This window comes from Isoptericola sp. GX10416 (assembly GCF_056590155.1).
The window spans coordinates 308405-333393 of the sequence record NZ_JBWPVO010000001.1 but is presented as its reverse complement, the minus strand read 5'-3'; the positions used below and the strand labels follow the sequence as shown (position 1 = coordinate 333393).

The 24989-nt window shown below is 73.1% G+C and carries 23 protein-coding genes and 6 tRNA genes; 12 read left to right on the top strand and 17 right to left on the bottom strand.

Going from position 1 to position 24989, the window contains the following annotated elements; genetic code table 11:
* Positions 1–240 precede the first annotated feature (240 nt).
* A complete protein-coding gene (dxs, locus tag ACWAT2_RS01655) occupies positions 241–2130 on the top strand; it encodes a 1-deoxy-D-xylulose-5-phosphate synthase (protein WP_402371624.1) in 1890 nt (629 codons plus the stop codon).
* A gap of 10 nt (positions 2131–2140) precedes the next feature.
* On the opposite strand, the gene ACWAT2_RS01650 is transcribed toward dxs, so the two are convergent.
* On the bottom strand, positions 2141–3241 hold the full coding sequence (locus tag ACWAT2_RS01650; RefSeq protein WP_402371625.1) for a carboxylate-amine ligase: 1101 nt from the start codon (positions 3239–3241) through the stop codon (positions 2141–2143).
* Between the two features lie 109 nt (positions 3242–3350).
* Between ACWAT2_RS01650 and ACWAT2_RS01645 the strand changes: the two genes are divergently transcribed.
* Positions 3351–4184: an SGNH/GDSL hydrolase family protein gene (locus ACWAT2_RS01645; protein ID WP_402371627.1), complete on the top strand. Its 834-nt coding sequence runs from the start codon at positions 3351–3353 to the stop codon at positions 4182–4184.
* A gap of 17 nt (positions 4185–4201) precedes the next feature.
* Here ACWAT2_RS01645 and ACWAT2_RS01640 read toward each other — a convergent pair whose 3' ends face one another.
* A complete protein-coding gene (locus ACWAT2_RS01640) occupies positions 4202–4555 on the bottom strand; it encodes a hypothetical protein (protein WP_402371628.1) in 354 nt (117 codons plus the stop codon).
* Between the two features lie 243 nt (positions 4556–4798).
* On the opposite strand from ACWAT2_RS01640, the gene ACWAT2_RS01635 reads away from it, so the two are divergent.
* Positions 4799–5458 carry an HAD family hydrolase gene (locus tag ACWAT2_RS01635; protein ID WP_402371630.1) on the top strand — a complete coding sequence of 220 codons (660 nt, stop codon included), beginning with the start codon at positions 4799–4801 and terminating at the stop codon, positions 5456–5458.
* Between the two features lie 92 nt (positions 5459–5550).
* On the opposite strand, the gene ACWAT2_RS01630 is transcribed toward ACWAT2_RS01635, so the two are convergent.
* From ACWAT2_RS01630 to ACWAT2_RS01615, 4 genes are all read right to left on the bottom strand, one after another.
* Entirely contained in the window at positions 5551–7695 is a 2145-nt protein-coding gene (locus ACWAT2_RS01630; RefSeq protein ID WP_402371632.1) for a 3-hydroxyacyl-CoA dehydrogenase NAD-binding domain-containing protein, read from the bottom strand.
* A gap of 5 nt (positions 7696–7700) precedes the next feature.
* On the bottom strand, positions 7701–8972 hold the full coding sequence (locus ACWAT2_RS01625) for a thiolase family protein (RefSeq protein WP_402371634.1): 1272 nt from the start codon (positions 8970–8972) through the stop codon (positions 7701–7703).
* Positions 8973–9141: 169 nt separating this feature from the next.
* Positions 9142–10377, bottom strand: a complete 1236-nt coding sequence (locus ACWAT2_RS01620) for an HRDC domain-containing protein (RefSeq protein ID WP_402371635.1) — start codon at positions 10375–10377, stop codon at positions 9142–9144.
* Positions 10374–10955: a DUF3000 domain-containing protein gene (locus ACWAT2_RS01615; protein ID WP_402371637.1), complete on the bottom strand. Its 582-nt coding sequence runs from the start codon at positions 10953–10955 to the stop codon at positions 10374–10376. Before ACWAT2_RS01615 ends, ACWAT2_RS01620 begins: the two co-directional genes overlap by 4 nt.
* A gap of 143 nt (positions 10956–11098) precedes the next feature.
* On the opposite strand from ACWAT2_RS01615, the gene gndA reads away from it, so the two are divergent.
* The 4 genes from gndA to cuyB are packed head-to-tail and all read left to right on the top strand — an operon-like array spanning position 11099 to position 15909.
* The gene (gndA, locus tag ACWAT2_RS01610) at positions 11099–12547 is read left to right on the top strand and encodes an NADP-dependent phosphogluconate dehydrogenase (RefSeq protein ID WP_402371639.1); all 1449 of its coding nucleotides are present in this window, start codon (positions 11099–11101) and stop codon (positions 12545–12547) included.
* Between the two features lie 7 nt (positions 12548–12554).
* Positions 12555–13892 carry a carboxylate--amine ligase gene (locus ACWAT2_RS01605; protein ID WP_402371640.1) on the top strand — a complete coding sequence of 446 codons (1338 nt, stop codon included), beginning with the start codon at positions 12555–12557 and terminating at the stop codon, positions 13890–13892.
* Positions 13889–15178: a carboxylate--amine ligase gene (locus ACWAT2_RS01600; RefSeq protein ID WP_402371641.1), complete on the top strand. Its 1290-nt coding sequence runs from the start codon at positions 13889–13891 to the stop codon at positions 15176–15178. Before ACWAT2_RS01605 ends, ACWAT2_RS01600 begins: the two co-directional genes overlap by 4 nt.
* Positions 15175–15909, top strand: coding sequence for a cysteate racemase (cuyB, locus tag ACWAT2_RS01595; RefSeq protein WP_402371643.1), 735 nt, complete (start codon positions 15175–15177; stop codon positions 15907–15909). Before ACWAT2_RS01600 ends, cuyB begins: the two co-directional genes overlap by 4 nt.
* A gap of 17 nt (positions 15910–15926) precedes the next feature.
* Here the strand turns inward: cuyB and ACWAT2_RS01590 are convergent, their stop codons facing one another.
* Both ACWAT2_RS01590 and ACWAT2_RS01585 read right to left on the bottom strand, forming a co-directional pair.
* Positions 15927–16418: a hypothetical protein gene (locus ACWAT2_RS01590; RefSeq protein ID WP_402371644.1), complete on the bottom strand. Its 492-nt coding sequence runs from the start codon at positions 16416–16418 to the stop codon at positions 15927–15929.
* Positions 16419–16458: 40 nt separating this feature from the next.
* On the bottom strand, positions 16459–17250 hold the full coding sequence (locus ACWAT2_RS01585) for a dihydrofolate reductase family protein (protein WP_402371645.1): 792 nt from the start codon (positions 17248–17250) through the stop codon (positions 16459–16461).
* 38 nt (positions 17251–17288) lie between these two features.
* On the opposite strand from ACWAT2_RS01585, the gene zapE reads away from it, so the two are divergent.
* Positions 17289–18395: a cell division protein ZapE gene (gene zapE / locus ACWAT2_RS01580; protein WP_402371647.1), complete on the top strand. Its 1107-nt coding sequence runs from the start codon at positions 17289–17291 to the stop codon at positions 18393–18395.
* Between the two features lie 25 nt (positions 18396–18420).
* Here zapE and ACWAT2_RS01575 read toward each other — a convergent pair whose 3' ends face one another.
* Positions 18421–20079 carry an alpha-amylase family protein gene (locus tag ACWAT2_RS01575; RefSeq protein WP_402371648.1) on the bottom strand — a complete coding sequence of 553 codons (1659 nt, stop codon included), beginning with the start codon at positions 20077–20079 and terminating at the stop codon, positions 18421–18423.
* Between the two features lie 176 nt (positions 20080–20255).
* Here ACWAT2_RS01575 and ACWAT2_RS01570 point away from each other — a divergent pair, with 176 nt between their 5' ends.
* Positions 20256–20489 (top strand): hypothetical protein, encoded by a 234-nt coding sequence (locus tag ACWAT2_RS01570; RefSeq protein ID WP_402371649.1) that lies wholly within the window; start codon positions 20256–20258, stop codon positions 20487–20489.
* A gap of 8 nt (positions 20490–20497) precedes the next feature.
* Here the strand turns inward: ACWAT2_RS01570 and ACWAT2_RS01565 are convergent, their stop codons facing one another.
* From ACWAT2_RS01565 to ACWAT2_RS01530, 8 genes are all read right to left on the bottom strand, one after another.
* A complete protein-coding gene (locus tag ACWAT2_RS01565; RefSeq protein ID WP_402371650.1) occupies positions 20498–20791 on the bottom strand; it encodes a hypothetical protein in 294 nt (97 codons plus the stop codon).
* A gap of 10 nt (positions 20792–20801) precedes the next feature.
* Complete coding sequence (locus ACWAT2_RS01560; protein ID WP_402371651.1) at positions 20802–21557, bottom strand: HNH endonuclease family protein; 756 nt, start codon at positions 21555–21557, stop codon at positions 20802–20804.
* A 112-nt stretch (positions 21558–21669) separates the two neighbouring features.
* Positions 21670–21744, bottom strand: a tRNA-Val gene (locus ACWAT2_RS01555).
* Position 21745: 1 nt separating this feature from the next.
* Positions 21746–21821, bottom strand: a tRNA-Gly gene (locus tag ACWAT2_RS01550).
* Positions 21822–21966: 145 nt separating this feature from the next.
* A complete protein-coding gene (locus ACWAT2_RS01545; protein WP_402371652.1) occupies positions 21967–22245 on the bottom strand; it encodes a DUF2277 family protein in 279 nt (92 codons plus the stop codon).
* Between the two features lie 71 nt (positions 22246–22316).
* Positions 22317–22391, bottom strand: a tRNA-Val gene (locus ACWAT2_RS01540).
* A gap of 1 nt (position 22392) precedes the next feature.
* Positions 22393–22463 (bottom strand) — tRNA-Cys (locus ACWAT2_RS01535).
* A 59-nt stretch (positions 22464–22522) separates the two neighbouring features.
* A tRNA-Gly gene (locus ACWAT2_RS01530) sits at positions 22523–22595 on the bottom strand.
* A 115-nt stretch (positions 22596–22710) separates the two neighbouring features.
* On the opposite strand from ACWAT2_RS01530, the gene ACWAT2_RS01525 reads away from it, so the two are divergent.
* The 3 genes from ACWAT2_RS01525 to ACWAT2_RS01515 all read left to right on the top strand — a co-directional run bounded on the left by ACWAT2_RS01525 (position 22711) and on the right by ACWAT2_RS01515 (position 24954).
* Positions 22711–23865 carry a chorismate-binding protein gene (locus tag ACWAT2_RS01525; RefSeq protein ID WP_402371653.1) on the top strand — a complete coding sequence of 385 codons (1155 nt, stop codon included), beginning with the start codon at positions 22711–22713 and terminating at the stop codon, positions 23863–23865.
* A gap of 43 nt (positions 23866–23908) precedes the next feature.
* A complete protein-coding gene (locus tag ACWAT2_RS01520) occupies positions 23909–24775 on the top strand; it encodes an aminotransferase class IV (protein ID WP_402371654.1) in 867 nt (288 codons plus the stop codon).
* A gap of 107 nt (positions 24776–24882) precedes the next feature.
* Positions 24883–24954 (top strand) — tRNA-Val (locus ACWAT2_RS01515).
* Positions 24955–24989 lie beyond the last annotated feature (35 nt).

Genomic DNA, 24989 nt, shown 5'->3' with positions numbered 1-24989 from the left:
GTCGAGGGAGAGTTCCTTCCGACCCTCGAACGCTCGCCGACGGTCAGGTCTTCCCGCCGGCCACTGCCGAACCTATCGTGCGACCCCCTCCCTCCCCGCTGTGGGTGCACGACACGCCGTCGGACCCGACGCCGTCACGGCGCGTCGTGCACCCACAGCCGTTGCGCGGTTCTCGCCGGGACCGCACAGCGACGTCACGAACAGCGCTTAGAGTTGTCGGATGACCAGTGGGAGGAACGCATGGGGCTGCTGAGCACGATCGAGACGCCCGCAGACGTGCGACGACTGAGCCCCGCGCAGACGCGGCAGCTCGCGACCGAGATCCGCGACTTCCTCGTGGAGAACGTCTCGCGCACCGGTGGGCACCTCGGACCGAACCTGGGCGTCGTCGAGCTGACCATCGCGATGCACCGCACCTTCGCGTCGCCGCGCGACACGTTCGTGTTCGACACGGGCCACCAGTCCTACGTGCACAAGCTGCTCACCGGCCGCCAGGACTTCTCGGGGCTGCGCAAGCGTGACGGGCTGTCCGGCTACCCGAGCCGCGCGGAGTCCGAGCACGACGTCGTGGAGAACTCGCACGCCTCGACGGCGCTGTCGTGGGCCGACGGCATCGCGAAGGCCAACACCGTCGCGCGGCGGGACGACCGCCACGTCGTCGCCGTCATCGGAGACGGTGCCCTCACCGGCGGCATGGCGTGGGAGGCGATCAACAACATCGCCGCCGACGCCGACCGGCGGCTCGTGATCGTCGTCAACGACAACGGCCGCTCGTACTCGCCGACCATCGGCGGCGTCGCCAACCATCTGGACACGCTGCGGGTCACCCGGGGGTACGAGGCGTTCCTCGGCTGGGGAAAGCGCACCCTGCACCGCACCGGTGCCCCCGGCCGGTTCGCCTACGAGTGGCTGCACGGGCTGAAGAAGGGCCTCAAGGACGTCGTCGCGCCGCAGGGCATGTTCGAGGACCTCGGGCTGAAGTACATCGGCCCGGTCGACGGTCACGACACCGCTGCGACCGAGGCCGCGCTGCGCCGCGCCAAGGCGTTCGGCGGACCGGTGATCGTGCACGTCATCACCGAGAAGGGTCGCGGCTACACCCCGGCCGAGGAGGACGTCGCCGACCGCTTCCACGCCGTCGGCAAGATCCACCCCGAGACCGGCCTGCCCGTCGCGCCGTCGCGGTTCGGGTGGACCCAGGTGTTCGCCGACGAGATCGTCGAGATCGGCCGTCGCCGCAGCGACGTCGTGTGCCTGACGGCCGCGATGCTGCACCCCGTCGGCCTGGCACCCTTCGCGAGCGAGTTCCCGCGCCGCACCTTCGACGTCGGCATCGCCGAGCAGCACGCCGTCACGTCCGCCGCGGGCATGGCTTTCGCGGGGCTGCACCCCGTCGTGGCGGTCTACGCCACGTTCCTCAACCGTGCGTTCGACCAGGTCCTCATGGACGTCGCCCTGCACCGGGCGGGCGTCACGTTCGTGCTGGACCGGGCCGGCATCACCGGCGACGACGGCGCCAGCCACAACGGCATGTGGGACATGGCCATGCTGCGCATCGTGCCCGGGCTGCGCCTGGCGGCCCCGCGCGACGAGGCGACGCTGCGCTCGGCGCTGCGCACCGCCGTCGACGTCGATGACGCCCCGACCGTCGTGCGCTACCCCAAGGGCGCGCTCGGCGACCCGCTCGAGACCGTCGAGGAGCTGGAAGGCGTCGACGTCGTCGCGCGCCACACCCCCGGCGCCGGTGCTCCCGCGGGCCGCAAGGTCCTCGTCGTCGGGGTGGGCTCGATGGTCGGCTCGGCGATCGCCGCGGGTGACTCGCTCGCCGCGCACGGGCTCCAGGTGGACGTCGTCGCGCCGACGTGGGTGCTGCCCGTGCCGGAGCATCTGGTCAAGATGGCCGGGGAGCACGACCTGGTCGTCACCGTCGAGGACGGGGTCGTCGACGGCGGCGTCGGGGCGATGCTCGCCCAGCGCGCCGCCGAGCAGGGGGTGCGCACCCCGTTCGTCCACCGAGGACTGCCGGTGACGTTCCTCGACCACGCCAGCCCGGACCAGATCGTCACGGCGCAGCGGCTGCGTGCCGAGGACGTGGTGCGCGACGCTCTGGCCGCGCTGGCGCGCGACTGACGCTCGCGGGTCAGGAGTGGGTGATCTCCACCGCCCGCTCGACGACGCCGTGGAGGTCGCCGGCCTCGGCGAACCAGGCGCGCTGCTGCGCCGCGCCGCCACCGGTCGACCAGACCTTGCCGAGCAGCTCGGTCACGGCATCGAGGTCGTCCGCGTCCCGCAGAGCCTCGCGGACGTGGTCGACGAGCTGCCCGACGACGTCGTGGGCTCCGGCCGGCCGCCAGGTGCGTGGCGAGACGAGGTCGCCCTCCAGTCCCGAGCGGCCGGCCCGCCACGCGGCGGTGCGCAGCAGCTCCGGCGGCGCGCTCGGCGCCGTCACGCCCTCGGCCGCCTCCCGTGCGGCGGTCTCGACCAGCCCACGGACCAGGGCGGCGACGAGCGTCGTGGTGTCGGGATCGAGGCAGACGTCCATCACCCGCACCTCCACCGTCGGGTAGGTGGGGGAGAGCCTCGCGTCGAAGAACACCATGTTCTGGTCGAGCACCGTGTCGGTGGCGACGAGCGCCGCGACGGCGGCGTGGTACTCCTCCGGGGAGCCGAACGCCCGCGTCGGCCCCGCCGTCGGCCACCGTGTCCAGACCTGGGAGCGGTAGCTCGCGTAGTCGGTGTCCGAGCCCTGCCAGAACGGCGAGTTGGTGCTCAGCGCCAGCACCGTGGCGAGCCAGGGGCCGATCCGGTCGATCACGGCCACCCCTTCGGTGTCGTCCTCGACCCCGACGTGCACGTGGCAGCCGCTGGTGAGCTGCTCGCGCGCCGTCATCCCGAAGACGTGGCGCGCCTTCTGGTACCGCAGCCTGGACACCGTGGTCCCCGTGAACGGGACGGGCGAAGTGGCCAGAGCGGCCACGCGGGCGTCCACGCGGTCCACGGCTTCCTGCGCACGGGCGCGACCGGCACGGATCTCGGCGGCCAGGTCCGACAGCGACGCGCGCGGATGGGTGGCCGTCTCGAGCTGCTCCTCCATGAACTCCGGCTCGAGCGCCCCTGTGCCGCCGTCGTGGTTGTCGTGACCGGAGGCATCGAGCGCCTCCTGGGCCTTGGCCACCGGTGAGCCGTCCGGGCCCACCAGCAGGAACTCCTCCTCGACACCCATCGTCCGTGGCTTCGTCATGTGAGCATGATGGGGTGTCGCGGCGGTCGACGCGCGGTGACGCAGGCCCGACGTCGGCACGACACCGTCCCGCCACCCGTTGTTCAGACGGGTCTGCTTCAACGAGAGCATGAACCTTTCGCATCGCGCGGGACCGGCTCTCGTGGCGGCCCTGACGGTTGTTCTCGGTGCCGCCGCGGTGGTCGTCGCGGCCACCGAGCTCCTGCGCCGTCAGGCAGCGCTCGCCCGGCGGCGGATCGGCAAGGCCCTCGGCGAGGAGGCGCTGGACGCCGACCGCGTCTGGTGCACGAGGTACGGCGGCCCGCCGCTCGACCTGCTGGTGCTCGGTGACTCGGTCGCCGCGGGGCTTGGCGCCGAGCGTCGCAAGGACACCCTGGGTGCGCGGATCGCGCGTGGCCTCGCGAAGCGCCTGCAGCGCCCCGTCAGGCTGCGGGTCACTGCGGTGGTCGGTGCCGAGTCGTCGATGCTGGCCGCCCAGCTCGACAGCCTGGAACGCGGCTACCGGCCGCACGCCGCCGTGGTCGTGGTGGGTGGCAACGACGTCACCCACCGGGTGCCGGTCGCGGAGTCGGTCGGGCACCTCGTCGCGGCCGTCGACAGGCTGCACGGTCTCGGCTGCGCCGTCGTCGTGGGGACCTGCCCCGATCTGGGTGCGCTGCGCCCGGTCCCGCAGCCGCTGCGCGCCCTCGGTGCGCGTGCCTCCCGGCAGCTCGCCGCGGCGCAGGTCGTGGCGGTGCGCGGGGCGGGTGCGTACCCCGTCTCGCTGGCGGACGTCGTCGGGCCGTTCTTCGTCGACCACCCGCAGGAGGCGTTCAGCCTCGACCGCTTCCATCCGAGCGCGCTCGGGTACCGGCGCACCGCGAAAGCGCTCGTGCCGTGGGTGCTCCACGCGCTCGGCGAGGACGACGACGTGCCGCCCGGCCCCGGCACGGAGGTGCCGTAGGGCCGGGCGCCGCCGCGTCAGCCAGCGGGGACGTCGGACGTCGCCAGCGCCGCCAGCCACTCGCCCCAGTACTCACGCCAGTGCTCCGCCGCCGTGGGCGACGCCAGCCGTTCGTGCGTGAGCGTCATCCGGGTGCGCTGTCCCACCGGGTCGGTGGACACCGTGAGCACGCCGTGCCGGGCCGGGTCCTGCGCGCCGGTGTTCTCCTTGATCGTCGCGTCGGACACCTCCGGCCGGCTGACCCAGCCCGGCCCGACCTCGCCCGACGGCGGTGGTTCCGGGAGCAGGGACCGGCGTGCGGCGGCGTAGCGCTCGCCGGTGCGGGACATGCGCTCGCGGACGCGGCGCTTGAACGACTCGTGGGAGGTCATGAGGACTCCTGTGCTCGGGGTGCGTCACCCGCGGCTCGCGCCCGTGGTGCCGCACCGGAACACGGTGTCCTGGCCGACGCGTCGAGCACTCGAGGTCCCCCTTTGCCTCCACCGTCGTGCCTCGCACGATGGTCCCGGCGGCGCGAGCGCCGGTGGCGGAGGTGAGGCGGAACGCGCCGCCTTCCTCCGACCATACTCCGGCCACCCGCGCCGTGCCACGACACGGGTCGGTAACGTACAGGCGTGATCTGGCTCTTCGACCTCGACAACACCCTCGTGAACCGCGACGCCGCGTTCGCCACCTGGGCGGGCAAGGCTGTGGCGGACCACGGGGGCACCGACGCGGACCTCGCCGCGATCGTCGCCGCCGACGACGGCGGCTTCTCGCGCAAGGCGGACCTCGCCCGGGTCGTCATCGACCGGCTCGGCCTGCCCGACGACGTACCGGCGACCATCGAGCTGTTCCGCGCAGGCATCCGCGAGCACGTCCAGGCCTATCCGGCCGTGCTGGGCGCGCTGGACGTGCTGCGCGGCGCCGGGCACGCCGTCGGCATCGTCACGAACGGCGACCCGGCGCAGCAGCGCGGCAAGATCGCCCGGTGCGACGTGGGGCCGCACGTCGACGCGGTCGTCGTCTCGGGCGAGGAGGGCGTGGCCAAGCCCGACCCGCGGATCGTCGAGATCGCCCTCGAGCGCCTCGGGGCCGCCGACGTCGACCGCCGGGACGTCTGGATGATCGGCGACGCGGCCCACGCCGACGTCGCGGTCGGTCGTGCTGCCGGGACGCGCACGGGGTGGGTGTCCCACGGTCGGGTCTGGTCGGGCGGCGCCCGGCCGGACGTGGTCGCCGGCACCACGCGTGACGTCGTCGCGCTCGCGGCCTCGCCGGCGCACCGGCGCTGACGGGGCAGCTTCGCCGTCGAGGCCTGCGGAGACGCCGGTGGCCGGCCCCCTACGGGACCGGCCACCGGTCGTGCTCCCCGGGGTGAGGAGTGTCAGGCGACGCTCCCGGGGACGTTCGCGACGCCGTCGGGCAGGATCCGTCGGCCGAGGACGCGCTCGCTGTAGCCCGTGCGGTCCAGGTACGGCGTGATGCCGCCGGTGTGGAAGCCCCACCCCGCCCCGAGGATCATGCACAGGTCGATCTGCGAGGCGTCCGCCACGACCTGCTCCTCGAGCATGTGGCCGATCTCGACGGTCAGGGCGGTCAGCACGGAGTCCAGGACACCGGCGGCGTCGAGCACCGGCGTGCCCGCGCGGCCCTGCGTGCCCACCTCGAGCGCCTCGCCGAACACCGGCTGGATCGCCGGGTCGACGGGCTTGTGCATCCCGGGAGCCGGGGCGTCCAGCACCACGCGCGTGCCGTCGGCGACGAGCTTCTCCAGTCCGGGCGAGCGCGGGAACCGGTCGCCGAGGTCTTCGCGCAACGACGTCAGCACGTGCAGCCCGACGGCGGGGCCCACCAGGTCGAACAGCTCGAACGTCGGCATCGGGAAGCCGAGCGGTGCGAGCGCGGCGTCGGCAGCCTCGACCGACGTGCCGTTCTCGACCGCCTCGACGACCTTGCCCATGACGAGCACGAGCAGCCGGTTGACCACGAACCCGGGACGGTCCTTGACCAGCACCGCCGTCTTGCGCAGCTTCTTCGTGATCGCGAAGGCCGTCGCCAGTGCCTCGTCGGAGGTGCGCTCCGCGTTCACCACCTCCACCAGCGGCATCTGCGCCACCGGGTTGAAGAAGTGGATGCCGACGACCCGCTCGGGATGGCGCAGGTCGGAGGCCATCTCCGTGATCGACAGCGCCGAGGTGTTCGTCGCCAGCACGGTGTCCTCGCCGACGATCTCCTCGAGCTCCGCGAACACCTTCTTCTTCAGGCTCATCACCTCGGTGACGGCCTCCACCACCACGTCGCAGTTCGCGAAGTCGTGGATGTCGGTGGTGCCGGTGACGCTCGCGACGATCCGCATGCCCACCTCCGGCTTCATCCGGCCACGGCCGACCAGCTTGTCGACGGTGTCGCGGACGAACCCGAGGCCCTTGGCGACGCGCTCGGAGTCGAGGTCACGCATCACGACGGGCACGCCGAGGCGCTGGGAGACCAGCAGCGCGATCTGGGCGGCCATGAGCCCGGCACCCACGATGCCGACACGGGTGACGGGCCGGGCGAGCTTCGTGTCCGGAGCGCCGACCGGCCGCTTCCCGGCCGACGTGAGCTGGAACGCGTAGACGCTCGCCCGCATCTCGTCGGTCATGACGAGGTCGGCCAACGCCTCGTCCTCGGCGGCGAACCCTTCCGCGCGCGAGGCGCTACGTGCCCCGGCGAGCAGGTCCAGCGCACGGTACGGCGCGGGCCGCGACCCGGCGACGAGCGCGTCGAGGCGCTCGCGGGTGCCCTGCACGACGGCGTCCCACACGGGCTGCGGGTCGAGGTCGCGCCGGGCGGGCGTCACCTTGCCGCGCAGCACGCGGGCGGCCCAGTCGATGGACTGCTCGAGGAAGTCGGCGGCCTCGAACAGCTCGTCCACGAGACCGATCTTCAGTGCCTCGGCGGGCTTGAACGGCTTGTTCGCCGCCGGCCGGGTGAGCAGCACGTCGACGGCCTTCTCGATGCCGACCAGACGGGGGACGAGGTAGGCCCCGCCCCAGCCGGGGACCAGCCCGAGGCCGGTCTCGGGCAGGCCGAGCGCCGCGGCGTCGGACGCGACGGTGCGGTAGTCGCAGTTGAGGGCGACCTCGAGGCCGCCGCCGAGGGCCAGGCCGTTGACGAACGCGAACGTCGGCACGCCCATGGTGTGCAGCAGCTCGTAGGCGTCGTGCCCGGAGCGGCCGAGCTCGAGGGCCTGCTCGCGCGACGTCACGGCGCCGACGCCGAGCAGGTCGGCACCCGCGGCCAGGAAGTACGGCTTGCCCGTGATGCCGACGCCCGCGATCTCGCCGGCCGCGGCGCGCTGCTGCAGGGCCGTCAGCGCCGCGGTGAGCTCGGCGAGACCCTCGGGCCCGAGAGTGTTCGGCTTGGTGTGGTCGAGCCCGTTGTCGAGCGTGACGAGCGCGAGCGTGCCGCCGCCGTCGGGCAACGTGACGTCGCGGACGAGGGAGTGGGTGACGCGCTCGGCGCGGGGTGCGGTCGTGTTCTCGGTCATCGTGTTCAGCCCTCCGTGGTGGCCGGGACATGGCCCGAGTAGTCGGCGTGGTGCGGGTTCTCCCAGACGACGGTGCCGCCCTGGCCCAGACCGACGCACATGGTGGTGATGCCGTAGCGGACCTCGGGGTGCTGGGCGAACTGCCGGGCGAGCTGGGTCATCAGCCGGACGCCCGAGCTGGCCAGCGGGTGCCCCACGGCGATCGCTCCGCCGTAGCGGTTGACGCGCTCGTCGTCGTCGGCGATGCCGTAGTGGTCGAGGAAGCTGAGCACCTGGACGGCGAAGGCCTCGTTGATCTCGAACAGGCCGATGTCGTCGATGGTCAGGCCGGCCTGGGCGAGCGCCTTGTCGGTGGCCGGCACCGGACCGTAGCCCATGATCTCGGCCGGGACGCCGGCGAACGCGTAGGAGACGAGGCGCATGGCGGCGGGCAGGCCGAGCTCGTCGGCGGTCTCGCCCGCGGCGAGCAGCGACACGGTGGCGCCGTCGGTGAGCGGCGAGGAGGTGGCCGGGGTGACGCGTCCGCCGGGGCGGAACGGCGTCTTGAGGTGGGCGATGCCCTCCATCGTGGTGTCCGGGCGGGGCAGCTCGTCGGCCGTGGCCAGGCCCCAGCCGAGCTCGGCCGAGCGCGCGGCGACCGGGACGACCTCCGGCCCGATGTCGCCGTTCGCGACGGCCTTCGCGTAGCGCGTCTGGCTGCCGACGGCGTACGCGTCGGCGCGCTCCTTGGTCAGGTGGGGGAACTTGTCGTGCAGGTTCTCCGCCGTGACCCCCATGTTGAGGGCTTCCGGGTCGACCAGCTTCTCGGAGAGGAAGCGGGGGTTCGGGTCGGCGTCGAGCCCCATGGGGTGGCGGCCCATGTGCTCCACGCCGCCGGCGACGACGACGTCGGACGCGCCGACGGCGATGCTGGACGCGGTGGTCGTCACCGCGGTCATGGCGCCGGCGCACATGCGGTCGATGGCGTAGCCGGGCACGGAGTGGGGCAGGCCGGCGAGGAGGCCGACCGTGCGACCGAGGGTGAGGCCCTGGTCGCCCTGCTGGGTGGTCGCGGCGATCGCGACCTCGTCGATGCGCTCGACCGGCAGCTCGGGGTGGCGGCGCAGCAGCTCGCGCAGAGCCTTGACGACGAGGTCGTCGGCGCGGGTCTCCGCGAGGAGACCGTCTGCCCGGGCCTTGCCGAAGGGGGTGCGCACGCCCTCGACGAAGACGACGTCGCGCAAGGCTCGTCGGGCTGGGTCGCGGGTGGTGCCGGGGGCCTGGGGGGCCACGGTCATGGCAGCTCCGTCCGTTGCGGGGGTCGGTTCCGACGGTGCCGGGAGCATCGTCGCTCGGGACCTCGGGGGATCGCCCCGGGGCTCGGGTACACGCTACCGCGAGTACCAGGAACAGCATAGCCCATCTGATACGCAGTATCAGCGCTCGACCGAACCGGGCGGCGCCTGCTCAGGTGCTGGCGAAGGCCCTGGCCAGACGCTCGGCGACCAGCTCGATCTGCCACTCGCGGGCCTGGCGAGCACGCAGGAACTCGGCGATCTCCTCCGGGCCGGAACGTGCGGGCGGCGTCCAGCAGACGCGGCGCAGCGCGTCCGGCTGCAGGAGGTTCTCCGCGGGGACCGTGAGCTCCTCGGAGAGCTGCGACACGATCTCGCGCGCCGCGGTGAGTCGCTGTGCTGCGACCGGGTCTCGGTCTGCCCAGGCGCGCGGGGGCGGCGGTGCGTCGGTGCGCGGGCCCCGCGTCGTGGGCAGCTCCGCCTCGTCGAGGGCGAGCGCGGCGTCGATCGCCTGCTGCCAGGCCGGGGCCCGGCGCCTGGCCCCCTTCGTCGCGAACTCCGGCAGCGCGACGAGCTGGGGCACGCTGCGCGGCAGGGCGCGGGCGGCCGCGATGATCGCGCGGTCCGGCAGCACCCGCCCGGGGGAGACATCGCGCTGCCGGGCGTTGGCCTCCCGCGCCTCCCAGAGGCTGCGGACGACGGCGAGCTGACGGCGGCCCTTGACCGTGTGGGTGCCCGAGGTGCGACGCCAGGGCTCCACGCGAGGTGCCGGCGGCGGCAGGGTGCGCACGTGCTCGAACTCCTGCGCCGCCCACGCGGCCTTGCCCGCCTCCTCGAGGCGGGCCGCCAGGACGTCGCGCACCTCGACGAGAACCTCCACGTCCAGGGCGGCATACCGCAGCCAGTCCTCCGGCAGCGGTCGGGTGGACCAGTCGACGGCGGAGTGCTCCTTGGCCAGCCCTAGACCCAGGGTGTCCGCCACGACGGCGGCCAGGCCCACGCGCGGCATCCCCAGCAGCCGCGCGGCGAGCTCGGTGTCGAAGACCCGGGCCGGGCGCAGGCCGTGCTCGGCGAGACCGGGCAGGTCCTGCGAGGCGGCGTGCAGCACCCACTCGACGTCCCCGACGGCGGCACTCAGCACGGACAGGTCCCGCAGCGGGACCGGGTCGATCAACGCTGTGCCGGCGCCCTGGCGGCGGACCTGGACCAGGTACGTCGCCTGGCCGTAGCGGTAGCCCGAGGCTCGCTCGGCGTCCGCGGCGACCGGTCCGGACCCGGCCGCAAAAGCGCTGGCGACCCGTTCCAGCGCCGCCGGGGCGTCCACGACCCGCCCCACGCCGTCGGCCGGCTCCGTCAGCGGCGCGATCTCGGCCGGGTCGATGGCGTCGGGGGTGACCGCAGAGCTCATGGGCCTACCGTACGGCGCCGCACGTCCAGGGCCGTCACGCCGTCCGGCAGCGGAGGCAGGCCCCCCGCCGTGGACATCAGGTCCGCCCAGACCTCGAGGTGCGCCCCGAGGTCGGTGTCCGTCGGGGTCCACGACGCGCGGATCTCGAGGTCGACGGCGGCGGGCGTGGCGGCCAGCGCGCCGTAGCTCTGCGACAGGACCCGGGTGACCGTGCCGCCCGCGGCGACGGCACCCACGCCGGCGGTCCCCAGGTTCTCCGTCACCCAGGTCCAGGCGACGTCGCCGAGCATCTCCTCGGTGGCGAGCTCGGCCTCGAGGCGGGTGCGCACCAGGGTCACGACGCGGAAGTCGCCTCGCCACGCCTCCTGGCCGTCGGGGTCGTGCAGACCGACGAACCGGCCGGTGGCGATCTCGTCGTCGTCCACGAGGACCTCGCCCTCGAGCGCGAGAGCGAACGGGGCCACCCGTTGGGGCCCGGGGACCTCGACCAGCCGGACCTCCGGCCGCAGCCGCCGACCGCGCAACGACTCGAGGGCGGCCGCGAACCGTTCGGGCACGTCACGCCGGGTTCCGCTCACCGGACCACCGTACGACGACCGGCGGTGTCCGGATCCCGGCGGGTGGGCGTGTCGCGTCACAGGGACGACTAGGCTGTTCGCGGCCTCCCGGGTGTGCCACGACGAGACGCCCGGACACGATCTTCACGAGGAAGCAGGAATCGATGACAGCACGTGCCCAGATCGGCGTCACCGGACTCGCGGTGATGGGCCGCAACCTCGCGCGCAACTTTGCCCGGCACGGCTACGCCGTGGCCGTGCACAACCGCAGCTACGGCAAGACCCGGTCGCTGGTCGAGGAGGCGGGCGACGAGGGTGACTTCGTGCCGTCGGAGACCATGGCCGACTTCGTCGCGTCGCTCGAGCGGCCGCGCAAGGTCGTCATCATGGTCAAGGCCGGCGCCGCGACCGACGCCGTCATCGACGAGCTGCTGCCGCTGCTGGAGGAGGGCGACATCGTCGTCGACGCCGGCAACGCCCACTTCCCGGACACCATCCGCCGTGAGGAGGCGCTGAGCGCCCGCGGCCTGCACTTCGTCGGCACCGGCGTGTCGGGCGGTGAGGAGGGCGCGCTGCTCGGGCCCTCGATCATGCCCGGCGGGACGCGCGAGTCCTACGAGTCGCTCGGACCGATCCTCGAGGCCATCTCCGCGAAGGTCGACGGCACGCCGTGCTGCACCTACGTGGGCCCGAACGGTGCCGGCCACTTCGTCAAGATGGTGCACAACGGCATCGAGTACGCCGACATGCAGCTGATCGCCGAGGCCTACGACCTGCTCAAGCAAGGGCTCGGTGCGTCCGCGGCGGAGATCGGCGACATCTTCGCTGAGTGGAACACGGGCGACCTCGAGTCGTTCCTCATCGAGATCACGGCCGACGTCCTGAAGCACGTCGACGCCGAGACCGGCTCCGCGTTCGTCGACATCGTGCTCGACCAGGCCGAGCAGAAGGGCACCGGCCGCTGGACCGTGCAGAACGGGCTGGACCTGGGCGTGCCGATCACCGGCATCGCCGAGGCCACGTTCGCCCGTGCCCTGTCCGGCTCGGTGCCGCAGCGCGCGGCCGGTCGGGCCGCGCTGCCGGCCCACACCCAGGCCTGGGAGGTCGGCGCGGACGACGAGTCCCGTGCCCGCTTCGTGGAGGACGTGCGTCTCGCCCTCTACGCCTCCAAGGTGGTGGCCTACTCCCAGGGCTTCGACCAGATCGCGGCGGCGTCGGCCGAGAACCGCTGGGACATCGACCGCGGTGCGATGGCCCGCATCTGGCGCGGTGGCTGCATTATCCGCGCCCGGTTCCTCAACCGGATCACCGAGGCCTACGAGCGTGACGCGGACCTCCCGCTGCTGCTCGCCGACGAGTACTTCACGAACGCGGTCGGCAACGGTCTCGCGGCGTGGCGCCGCGTCGTCGCAGGCGCCGCGCAGAACGGTGTGCCGACACCGGCGTTCAGCTCGTCGCTGGCGTACTACGACGGCGTGCGGGCCGAGCGCCTGCCGGCGGCGCTGATCCAGGCGCAGCGCGACTTCTTCGGCGCGCACACCTACCGTCGCACGGACCGGGACGGGACCTTCCACACGCAGTGGTCCGCCGACCGCACCGAGCAGGAGGCCTGACACCCTCGTGACCAGCTCCCTCGCGGGACCCGGGGCCGTCGCGGGCCCCGGGTTCCATCCCGTGATCGTCGGGTCGGACATCGGCGTGTACGGCCTGACCCGTTCCTTCCACGAGCAGTTCGGGCTGCGCACCACGGTGGTCGCGTTCGCCGAGCCCGGCCCCATCGCGCACTCGCAGCTCATCGACACGGTGCTGTCCGGCACCGCGCCGGACGAGATCGTCGCGACCCTCGAGCGCGTGGCGACCGACCGGCGGGCCGCCGGCCATCGTGAGCCGTTGCTGCTGCAGTCCAACATGGACTGGGTGGTGCGGATCCTCGCCCATCACCGCACGGTCCTCGAGACCGCCGGGTACGTCCTGCCCTACGCCGACGTCGACCTCATCGACCGGATCTGCGACAAGGCCGAGTTCTCCGCGGTGTGCACCGAGCTCGGCATCCCGACGCCCGCCACCGTGATCCAGGACTTCGCCACGGCCGCCGACGACGCCTGGCGTCCCGAGCCGGTCGCGTTCGACTACCCCGTGATCGCCAAGCCGGCATCCAGCGCCGACTACCACGAGGCGCGGTTCCCCGGGAAGAAGAAGATCTACGAGATCGCCTCGCCCGGTGAGCTCGAGGAGCTCTGGACGGCGTTGCGCGGGGCAGGCTTCCGCGGACGTTTCCTGGTCCAGGAGATGATCCCGGGCGACGACACGCAGATGCGGTCCGTCACCACCTACTCCGACACGTCCGGCCGGGTCACGCTGCGCTGCTCCGCGCAGGTGCTGCTCGAGGAGCGGACGCCTGCGGCACGCGGGAACCCGTCGGCCATGATCGTCGAGCCGATCGACGAGATCCTCGACGCGGCGCAGCGCATCTGCGAGCACACGGGGTGGCGTGGCTTCGCGAACTTCGACGTCAAGCTCGACCCGCGCGACGGCGTCTTCAAGTTCTTCGAGCAGAACCCCCGCATCGGGCGGAACAACTACTACGTCACCGCGGGCGGCCAGAACCCGACCGAGGTGCTGGTCGACGACGTGATCCACCGGCAGCGTCGGGAGCGTGTGACCGCCCAGCGCGAGGTGCTCTACGCCGTCGTGCCGCACCGGATGCTGCGCCGCTACGTGCTCGACGACGGGCTGCGAGCCCGCGTCGTGGGCCTCATGCGCACCGGCCGGACCGTGCACCCGCTGCGGTACCCGGCCGACGCGAGCCCGCGACGCCGGCTGTACATCCTCACGGCGTTGGTCAACCACGTGCGCAAGTACCGGCGGTACTACCCGACGAGCGCGTTGAAGGCCAACTACGCGGCCGCTCAGCGGGCCGCGGCCGCACGGCCCACCGGTGGACGGAGGAACCGATGAACCGGCGGCTGCAGCCCGTCGTCCTGGGCGGCGACATCGGGGCGTACTCCCTGGCCCGCACGTTCCACGAGGCCTACGGCGTCAAGCCCGTCGTCGTCTCGGGGATGTCCACCGGGCTGGTGCGCTACTCGCGGATCCTGCACCACGTCGCCGAGCCCCGCATCGACGACCCGGACGCGATCGTGGCCCGGCTGCGGGCGATCGCCGACGAGCACACCGACGCCGACCTCGTCGTGATGGGCTCGGCGGACTGGCTCGTGCGCACCCTGGTGGAGAACCGCGACCGGCTGGAGGACCGTTACACGGTGCCGTACGTCGGAGAAGAGCTGCTGCTGCGGCTCACCGACAAGGAAGGCTTCGGCGACGTGTGCGCCGAGCTCGGCATCGCCCACCCGACCACGGTCATCCACAAGATCGGCGGGGCCGACGGGGCCGAGCCCGACACCTCCGGCCTGACCTTCCCGGTCATCGCGAAGGCCGCCAGCACGGCCGCCTACCACGACGTGGAGTTCGTGGGGAAGAAGAAGGTCTTCCTCGTCGACTCCCGCGACGAGCTGGTCGAGCTGCTCGCCCGCGTGGGCGCTGCCGGCTACGCGGGGTCGTTCGTCATCCAGGACTACATCCCCGGTGACGACTCGGGCATGCGGATCCTCACCTGCTACTCCGACGCGAGCGGCAAGGTGCGGTTCTCGGCGTTCGGGCACGTGCTGCTCGAGGAGCACACCCCGGGAGCGCTCGGCAACCCTGCCGGGATCATCACCCAGACCCAGCGTGACGTCGTCGAGCAGGCGACGCGGCTGCTGGAGCACGTGGGCTGGACCGGGTTCGCCAACTTCGACCTGAAGTACGACCCGCGTGACGGTCGGTACGTCTTCTTCGAGCTCAACCCCCGCCTCGGCCGGTCGAACTTCTACATCGCCGCCGCCGGGGCGCACGCGGTGAGGTTCTCCGTCCACGAGCACGTGCGCGGGCTCGACCCCGACCCGCGCTCCGTGCTCGGGCCGGACGTGCCGCTCTCGGCGACGGGCGAGCTCGAGGCGCGGAGCCTGTACACCGTGCTGCCGGGACCGCTGCTGCGGCGCTACGTGCTCGACCCCGGTGTGCGGGCCGAGGCACGGCAGCTCGCGCGGCGGGGCCGGTCCACCAACCCGCTGTGGTACCGGGCCGAGACGGACCCGCGCCGTATCGCCTACCTGTGCATCGCCCAGCTCAACCAGTGGCGCAAGTACGCCCGCCACTACCCGCTGGCCGAGGCACGACGGCTGGCGTGGAAGGGCGCGGCGTGACCGACGGGCCTGCCCCGCACGACGAGACGCCGCCGGTCGGTGTGATCGGCGGCGTCGGTCCGCTCGCCACGGCGTACTTCCTGCAGCGCGTCGTCCAGCTCACCCAGGCTGAGCGGGACCAGGAGCACGTCGACCTCGTCGTGCTCAACCACGCCACGGTGCCGGACCGCACGGACTTCGTGGTCGGGCGCTCGACGATCGACCCGGGCCCGGTCCTGGCCCGCGACGCGCGCCGCCTCGAGCGGTTCGGCGTGAGCTTCCTGGTGATGCCGTGCAACACCGCGCACTACTTCACCCAGCAGGTGCTCGACGCGATCACCGTGCCGTTCGTCTCCATCGTGGACGTCACGGTCGCGGCGGCGCGGCGACGGGCCCCCGGGCTGACGAAGGTCGGTCTGCTGGCCACGGCCGGGACGGTAGCCTCCGGCGTCTACGACGACGCGTTCGCCGTGCACGGCATCGAGGTCGTGACGCCGGACGAGGCCGACCAGGCGCGGGTCAACGCGGTCATCTACGACCAGGTGAAGGCCGGGCACCCTGCCGACCCGGACGAGCTCCGCGCCGTCGCGGCAGGGCTGGTCCGTCGCGGTGCCGGCGTCGTGGTCCTCGGCTGCACCGAGCTGTCGGTCGCCGCGGTGGACCACGGGCTGCTCGACGAACCGCCGTTCCTGGACTCGATGGACGAGCTCGTGCGCGCGACGATCACCCGGGCCGGTCACCGGGTGCGCTGAACGGGAGCCCAGCTCGGTCAGCCCAGCTCGGACGTGCCCGCGTAGAGGTGGAGCACCGGCACGTGCAGCTCGTCGCGAGCCTTGGAGGCCCAGTCGGTGTGGAACGTGTCCGCCACGGCGTGGGGGTAGGTCACGACGACGACCTCCTGGGCACCGGCCTCGACGGCGGCCCGCAGGGTCGGCAGCGGGTCGTCCTCGGTGACCTCGCCCTGCGCCGTCGCGCCCGTCGCGCGCAGCAGCTCGACGGACTCCACGACCTGCTCCGAGGCCGTGGACGTCGCCTGCTGGGGGTCGGGCTCGCGGCCGGTCAGGTCGTCCCACGCCTCGCGCAGCTCGAGCATCCCGAGATGGTCGAGGAAGGATGCCACGACGTTGTGCTCGGTGTCCGCGGGGACCAGCACGCGATAGGCGACCTCGTCGTCGCCGTGCAGCGAGGTGATGTGCGCGACGTCGGCCGACGTCAGCGCGTCTTCGGTGAGGACCACGATGGACCAGGGTACGTCAGGCATGCCAGCAACCTACGGCACCCCGGGCGCCGGTGCCCAGCGCCTACGTGCGACGGCGCAGGTCCCAGGTCGCCAGGAGCGTGCCCGACGGCGCCACGAGAAGACGGTCGAGCCGCGCCGGCCGGAGCTGGTCGGCCGGCACGCGCTCGGAGGCGAGAGCCGGGTCCGCGGTGGGCGGGCCGGCGATGATCCGGCCGGGTCCGGCGCCGACGAGATGCGGCGTGGTGGTGACGCACAGCTCGTCGACCAGGCCCGCGGTGAGCATCGAGCCCAGCAGACGCGGGCCGCCCTCGCACAGCACGCGCCCCAGCCCGTGGGCTGCGAGCGTGGCGAGGCCGGCCTCCAGGTCGATCGCGCCGTCGTCGTCGGGGACCACGACCACGCGGTCGTCACCGACCGCCGCGGACGCCGTCGCGGCGCCCGCCGCACCCGTGACCACCCAGGGGAGCCGCGGGCCGTCGAGGGCGCCGGCCGGCACCCGACCGCTGCGCGTCACGAGCGCGAGCTCGAGCGGGCCGGGGGAGAGGTGCTCCAGCCCGCGAGGGCGGTCGAGCGCGGTGTAGGACTCGGCCCGCGCGGTGCCCGCTCCCACCAGGACGACGTCGGCCAGCGCGCGCAGGACCCGGAAGAGCCGCCAGTCCGCGGCGTCGTTGATGGAGCCCGAGCGGCCGTCGTCGCCCCAGGCGCCGCCGTCCACGCTGGAGACCATGTTCACGCGCACGTGCGGGTGCTCGGGCAGCCCGTAGAGCGCGGCCAGCCGCTGCTCCTGCGGGTCGGGGGGCAGGTCCTCGAGGGTCGGCACGAGGACGCGCAACGGCGTGGTGTCAGAACTCACAGCGGCCAGCGTACGCCGCGCACGTACGCTGGAGGATCGTGACCGCAGCCCAGTCCTCGGCCTCCCGAGCCGCTTCTCGAGCCCCGTCCCGCACGACCGTGGACGAGTACGGCTCCCTGGTGTCGGTGCGCCCCACGGTGTCCCCGCAGCGTCTCCTGGCCGACCTCGTCCCGCCGCGACACTTCGACGACGCGCGCTTCGCCACCTACCGGGCGAACCCGCGGCACCCGAGCCAGGGTGCCACGCTCACGCGGCTCGAGCAGGTCGCCGCAGAGATCGCGGCACCGGCGCCCACCGGTCTGCGGGCGCTGCTGGGCCGACGGCGCGCGGCGCCCGCCGTGTACATGGACGGCGGGTTCGGGGTCGGCAAGACCCACCTGCTGACCTCGCTGGCCCACGCCGTGACCGAGGCGGTCGGTGAGGGCAGCGCGGCCTACGGCACGTTCGTGGAGTACACCAACCTGGTCGGCGCGCTGGGCTTCCTGCCGACCGTCGACGCGCTCGCGACGCGGCGGCTGGTCTGCATCGACGAGTTCGAGCTGGACGACCCGGGCGACACCGTCCTGATGTCGCGCTTGCTGCGTGAGCTCGCCGACCGTGGTGTGGCGCTCGCCGCGACGTCGAACACGCTGCCGGACGCGCTCGGGGAGGGCCGGTTCGCGGCGGAGGACTTCCTGCGGGAGATCCAGGCGCTCGCCGGGCGCTTCGAGGTGCTCAGGGTCGACGGCGAGGACTACCGCCACCGCTCGGTGGTCACGGACGCGGACCCCTTGCCGGAGGAGTCCGTGCGGTCCACGGCGCGGACGCGGCCGGGTGCGGTGCTGGACGACTTCGACGACCTGCTCGCACACCTGGCCACGGTGCACCCCAGCCGGTACGGCGCGCTGCTCGACGGGGTGGAGCTCGTGGCGCTGACGGGTGTGCGGGCGGTCACGCGCCAGGAGGTCGCCCTGCGGCTCGTCGTGCTGGTCGACCGACTCTACGACCGGGACGTGCCGGTGCTGCTGGCGGGTGTCGACGGCGCCACCCAGCGGGCACTGTTCACCGACGAGATGCTCGACGGCGGTTATCGCAAGAAGTACTTCCGCGCACTGTCCCGCCTCGGGGCGCTGGCGCAGGAGGGTCGCCGCCTGGCCGGCGCATGAGTCGGCCGCCGCCGAGGTCGGCGGGTCAGTCCACCTCGGCGGCAGGCTCGAGGTCGGCGCGCAGGACGACGACGGTGCGGCCGGGGACCTGCAGGGTGCCGGCGAGCAGGTGGGTCCCGTCGGGGTCCCAGGACGCGGCGACCCGCCAGGTGCCGGCGGGCTCGTCGAGGTGTCGCTCGAGGTCGACCTCCACGGGCTCGCGTGCGGTGACGAGGACGAGTGCGCTGCGGCCGCGTCGCACGACGAGCACGCCGGGCGCGGGGCTCGGACGGACCTCCTCGGCGAGGTCGGCGAGCGACGAGGGGCGCAGCGTCAGGAGTCGCCGGGTCCAGCTCACGAGCCGTTGGTCGTCGGGTTCGTGGTGTCGTACCGGGACATGCTCGGTGTCGAGGACGAGGCCGGTGCCGGCGAGGGCGGCGAACGCGAGCAGCGCGGCCTGGTCGTCGGGGTCCGCGGGCGGTAGCGCAGCTCGGGGGTCGGGCCAGGGCACCGCGCGCGCGGCCGCGGGGAGCCGGGTGAGGTCGCCGACCAGCACGGAGGCTGACCGTGCGGCCGCCCGCTGGGCGCGGCGGAAGGTCGACGGGGGCCGGGCGACCGTGGAACCCGGCGGGAACGTCGCCTCGGCGAGGTCGCTCAGGGCGGCCAGCGGCGCCGACCCGCCCGCGCCCGACAGGATGTGTTCGATGATGGTGGTGAGCCGGTCGCTGCGTCCGGGGCCGTCCATGAAGAGCGTCCGGGGCCGGCCGGACTGCGCGGCGACGGCCTGGACGGCGTCGGCGAGCTCGCTCAGGAACGGCATCGCGGAACGGTCGACGAGGGCCTCCACGTCGAGCAGCAGGCCGTCGACGTGGTATTCCTCGAGCCATCGCCGGGCGTCGGCGATCAGGAAGTCTCGGGAGCCCCGGCTGCCCGACCCGTCGAGGTTGATGCGGGGGGTGTCGCGGGCGGGTGCAGAGCCGCCGCGGGGCCCCATGCGCGCACCGGTCGCGTAGGGGCCGAACGCGTGCAGGCCCAGCGCGTCGGCGACCGACCAGCGGTGCGGCAGGTCGAGCACCACGGCCAGGCCGGCACGGTGCGCGGTGTCGACGAATCGCTGCAGCGCACGGGGGCCACCGTAGGGCTCGTGCACGGCGAACAGGCGGACCCCCGCCTCGGGACCGGTCCGAGGGTCGAAGGCGGTGAGCGGGGAGAGCTCGACGCCGTCGACACCGAGGGCTGCGATGGCGGGCAGCAGCGCCGCCGCGCCGTCGAGCGTGCCCTCAGCGGTGACGGAGGCGATGTCGAGGTGCAGCAGCACCCCGCGCCGGAGGTCGACGCCGCGCCACGCGTCGTCCTGCCACGCGAACGTCTCGTCCAGCACGCGGCTCGGTCCGTGCAGGCCGTGCGGCAGGAGGGTGCTGCAGGGGTCGGGGAGGGCCGGCCCGCCGTCGATCGAGAAGGCGTAGTCCGTCCCGTGCGCCAGCTCGTCGTCCGCGCGCCAGTAGCCGGGCTCGTGCGCGCCGACGAGGCGCATGGGACGGCGCTCGGCGGCGCCGTCCGCCTGGGGGAGGAGCACCTCGACGGTGCGTGCGCGAGGCGCCCAGACGAACGGCCTGCGTCCGGGCCAGCGTTCCCTGGTCCGTGGCTGCGGTGCGCGGGTGCCGGGGGCGAACGCTGCCTCGTCGGTGGGATCGGCTGCGGTCACGCCCGACACCATAGCCCGGTCCGTGTCGCTCCACGGAACCCGGCTGCGGGCGCGTCGGGCTGGGTTCGGGCCGGCCCGGTGAACGTCGCGGGCCGGTGCGGTGCAGGACTCGCAATTCGACCAAAAAAGTGTGCCAAGCGTCAGCGAACGGAGACGGCCGCTGGTAGACCTGGTGAATGAGCACAGAGCACCCGGAGGGCAGCCCCGACCGAGCCCGGCACCTCCTCGACGAGTCGATCGCGTCACAGGCACGGATCGCGCCCCGACGCCGGTCGCACACCGATCCGCACGGCGACCCTCGGTCGGGCGGAGACGCCAGCAAGGCGCCGCACTCGCTGTCCGAGGCGGAACGGCATCTGCACGAGGATGCCTCGAGCGGGCATTCCTGGGACGACCCCGAGGAGCTCTGAGCGAGCGCTCAGCGCGGCCGGCGGTCCGCACCGACGGCGATGAGCCGGGGCATGCCCGCCGGGGCCACCTCGCTGACGGCCAGGTAGCGCGCCTCGGCCCGGTGCAGACGGATGTGCTCGTCCAGCGACCACTGAGGGCCGTTGCACAGCACCATGCCGCACGAGCAGTCGATCTCCACGGTCCCGTCGTCGTGGTGACGCGCCTGGCCCACCGTCACGTGCGAGGCGCGGGCGTGCACCTTCGCGCGGTGCATGGCTGCGGAGACTGCCGACGGGCTCTCGGCGCTGCGCTCGGTGTCCACGGCGGTGAGCCTACCCGGCGGTCGGCAGCGTCTCGTCCGGGCAGGTCGACAGGACGTCGGTCATGGCCGCCTGCTCTGCGGTGGTGACCCACAGCTCGTAGCGCAGCTTCACCGCGACCTGGCGCGCGACGTACTCGCAACGGTAGGACGTGTTCGGCGGTAGCCAGGTCGCGGTGTCGCCGTCACCCTTGGCGCCGTTGGACGGGCCGTCGACGGCGAGCAGGTTCAGCGGGTCGTTCGCCAGCTCACGGCGCTCGTCCTCGCCCAGCGCCTGGGCGCCCTTCTGCCAAGCGTCCGAGAGGGCGACGACGTGGTCGATCTGGACGGCAGTCGACGTCTTCTGCCCGCGCTGGAAGGCGATCGCCTCGCCCGTGAACGGGTCAGCCAGGTCGCCGGTGAGGACGATGCACTCGTGGGTGCCCTCCTCGTAGGTCACCTCGGTGAGGTCCCGCGCGAGGATGTCGTTGCGGGTGTCGCACCCGTTGCGGTCGACGTCGGCCCAGGCGGGGCCGAACTCGTCGCGGTCGTAACCGGTCTTCGGCGCGCGGCCCTTGACCGCGAGGTCGTCCACCGCGGCCAGGGCGGACCCGGGGGAGGCCTCCGGTGCGGTGACGCCCGCCAGGAAGGAGGACAGCGTGCCCTCGGTGCTGCGTGCGAGGCCGTCGAGCGTGAACACCCCGGTCACGAGGAGCACGACGGCGACGATCGCCAGGCGCACGAGACGGCGGCGGGTACGGGCCGGGCGGTCCGAGGACGAGCGGGTCACGGGCGTCTCCTTCGCGAGGTTCGTCCGCATTCTGGCACACCGCCACGTGGGCGTCGTCGACACCACCTGAGACGGACGAAGGCCCCGGACGGATGTCCGGGGCCTTCGTGGGTGGTGGGCGATACTGGGATCGAACCAGTGACCTCTTCCGTGTCAGGGAAGCGCGCTCCCGCTGCGCCAATCGCCCGTGGAGCGGATGACGGGACTCGGACCCGCGACATCCACCTTGGCAAGGTGGTGCTCTACCAACTGAGCTACATCCGCATGGCCGGACAGGTGTTCCAGGGATCGCTCCCCGGTGTTCCGGCGCCTGAGGAACATTACTGGAACCCTCGGGTGCTGGTCCAATCGCCACGGGTGTGACCTGCGCCTCGGCAGGCCGGGGCCATCGCCGGGCGCGGGGTGCGGATCAGGCCGGCTGCTGCGCTGCGAGGCGCGCCTGCACCTCCGGGCGCCGCAGGGGCGGGACGGTCTGCGGTGGCTGCCGGCGGGCAGGCAGCTCGCCGAGCAGACGGGTGACGATCTGGGTGATCTCGGCGGCGGCGGCCTCGCAGGGCTCGCGCGAGGCCGGGGCCGCGTTCGACGCGACGCCAGTCACCTTGCGGACGAACTGGGCAGCAGCGGCCTCGATCTCCTCGGCCGTGGCCGCAGGCTCGAGGCCTCGCAGGGTGGTGATGTTCCGGCACATGCTCGTGACGTTACGCCGGGCGGGCTCAGGATGCACGAAGGCCCCGGACAGATGTCCGGGGCCTTCGTGGGTGGTGGGCGATACTGGGATCGAACCAGTGACCTCTTCCGTGTCAGGGAAGCGCGCTACCGCTGCGCCAATCGCCCGAGGTGGGTACGGGATTCGAACCCGTGTATACGGCTTTGCAGGCCGCTGCCTCGCCTCTCGGCCAACCCACCATTGAGAAAGCGTGCTCTCCCGCTACCTCGTCGCCGAGGAGGCAGGGAGTGGGCCTCCGAGCGGATGACGGGACTCGGACCCGCGACATCCACCTTGGCAAGGTGGTGCTCTACCAACTGAGCTACATCCGCACGACCGGACAGAGGGGATCGCTCCCCGGCGTTCCGGCGCGAGGGAAACATTAGTTGACCTAGCCCGATTCCGTCCAATCGTCCCGCGGGGCGTGCTTGGCATAGCGTTCGCTGCGTGGACGAACAGAGATCCTGGGCCTCCTTCGCCGGCCGCCTCGCCAGCGACGTCGTCGAGTGCGTCGACCTCGACCAGGAGCCGCACCGCCTCGCGGAGACCGGGCCGTGGTTCATCGTGGTCGACTTCGAGGCGTTCGGGCGCGGCGGCCGCGCGCGGGCCTGGCGGTTCGCCCACGTGTCCGACGGCGTCCCGCCCGGCGACCTCGCGCCGTCGGGCACCGCATGGCGTGGCCCGGAGCCGACGAGCTGGCGCAGCTCCCTGGACCGGGACGCCTACCAGGCCGCCGTGCGTCGCGTCCACGACCACGTCCGCGAGGGGACCGTCTACCAGGTCAACGTGTGCCGGGTGCTCCAGGCGCCGCTCCCGCTGGTGCACGACGGCGGCACACCGGTCGAGCCGGACGCTGCGGCACTCGCGGCCCGGCTCGCCGCCGGGAACCCTGCACCGTACGGTGCGGGCGTCCACGTGCCGGCGAGCTCCGGCGTCGAACCGGTGTGGGTCGTCTCGGCCTCGCCCGAGCTGTACCTGTCCCTGGACGGCGGAGCGCTCGCGTCCGGTCCGATCAAGGGCACCGCCCGCACAGCGGCCGGGCTTACGGACAAGGACCGGGCCGAGAACGTGATGATCACCGACCTGGTGCGCAACGACCTGCAACGGGTGTGCACGCCGGGAACCGTGGCCGTCACCGACCTGCTGGGCCTGGAGGAGCACCCCGGGCTCGTGCACCTCGTCTCGCGGGTCCGCGGCGCCCTGGCCCCCGAGGTCGCGGCGGCGGAGGACCGGTGGGGCCAGGTGCTGGGAGCCACCTTCCCGCCAGGGTCCGTCTCCGGGGCTCCCAAGTCTTCGGCGCTGCGGATCATCGACGAGCTCGAGACGGCGCCTCGGGGGCCGTACTGCGGCGCGGTCGGCTGGGTGGACGGCGACTGCGCAGAGCTCGCCGTCGGCATCCGTACCTTCTGGTGGGAGCGTGGCCCGCGCGACGACGGCGTCCTGCGGTTCGGTACGGGCGCCGGGATCACGTGGGACTCGGACCCGGTGGCCGAGTGGCGCGAGACCGAGCTCAAGGCGGAGCGCCTCGTCGGGCTCGCCTCGGCGACGGTCACCGCCCCCGAGAGCAACCTCTGGCGGTCGGGGCGACACTGCCCGCGGTGACGGACGCACCTGGTCTACCGCCGTCGTCGGGCAGACTGACCCTATGAGTCTGGTGATCTGGGCCGAAGGCCGGTTGGTCGGTGCGGGGGAGGCCGCGATGAGCGCGGTCGACCACGGCATCACGGTGGGTGACGGCGTCTTCGAGACGTGCACGGTGCTCGACGGGCGGGCGTTCGCGCTCACGCGGCATCTGGCACGGCTCGCGCGGTCCGCCGCCGGGCTGGGTCTGGAAGTGCCCGACGAGCAGAAGGTGCGCGACGGCGTCGCGGCCGTCCTGCAGGAGGCGGTGCGGTCGGGCGGGGCGTTCGACGGCCGGTTGCGCATCACCGTCACGGCCGGCGTGGGACCGCTCGGCTCGAACCGTGTGGAGGGCGCGCAGACCGTGGTCGTCGCCGCGCAGGAATCGGTCATGGCACCGGAGTCGCGCTCGGTGCGCTCTCCGTGGCCGCGCAACGAGCGCTCAGCGATCGCCGGACTCAAGACGACGTCGTACGCCGAGAACGTCGTGGCCCTCGCCCACGCCAAGGCGCAGGGCGCGGACGAGACCATCCTGCCCAACACCGTGGGGGACCTCTGCGAGGGGACGGGCTCCAACGTGTTCGTCGAACGGGGCGGAGAGCTCGTGACCCCGCTGCTCGAGTCCGGGGCACTGGCCGGCATCACTCGGCAGCTGCTGCTCGAGTGGGGCGCCGAGAACGGGCTCCCCGTGCGCGAAGCCCGTGCGGGGGAACTACCCTTTGCGGTCCTTGACGAGGTCGACTCCGGTGACGTGCAGCTCGTGCTGACGTCCTCGGGACGCAACATCCAGCCGGTGACCTGGCTCGACGGGGTCGAGGTCGCGGTCGGGGAGGTCTCGGCGGAGGCGCGCGTGCTGTTCGAGGAGCTCTGCCGCGAGCGCGTCGACCCCTGACCCGCGCCCGATCTCACCTGGGGCGACGCCGCCCGGCCTGTGGGCCACGCCGCACCGTCCCGGTTTGGACCAGCGCCCGATCTGTGACTACTATCGACCTCGCACTCGGGCGATTGGCGCAGTGGTAGCGCGCTTCGTTCACACCGAAGAGGTCACTGGTTCGAACCCAGTATCGCCCACCCTGTGCAGAAGGCCCTCGACCGGCGGAGACTCC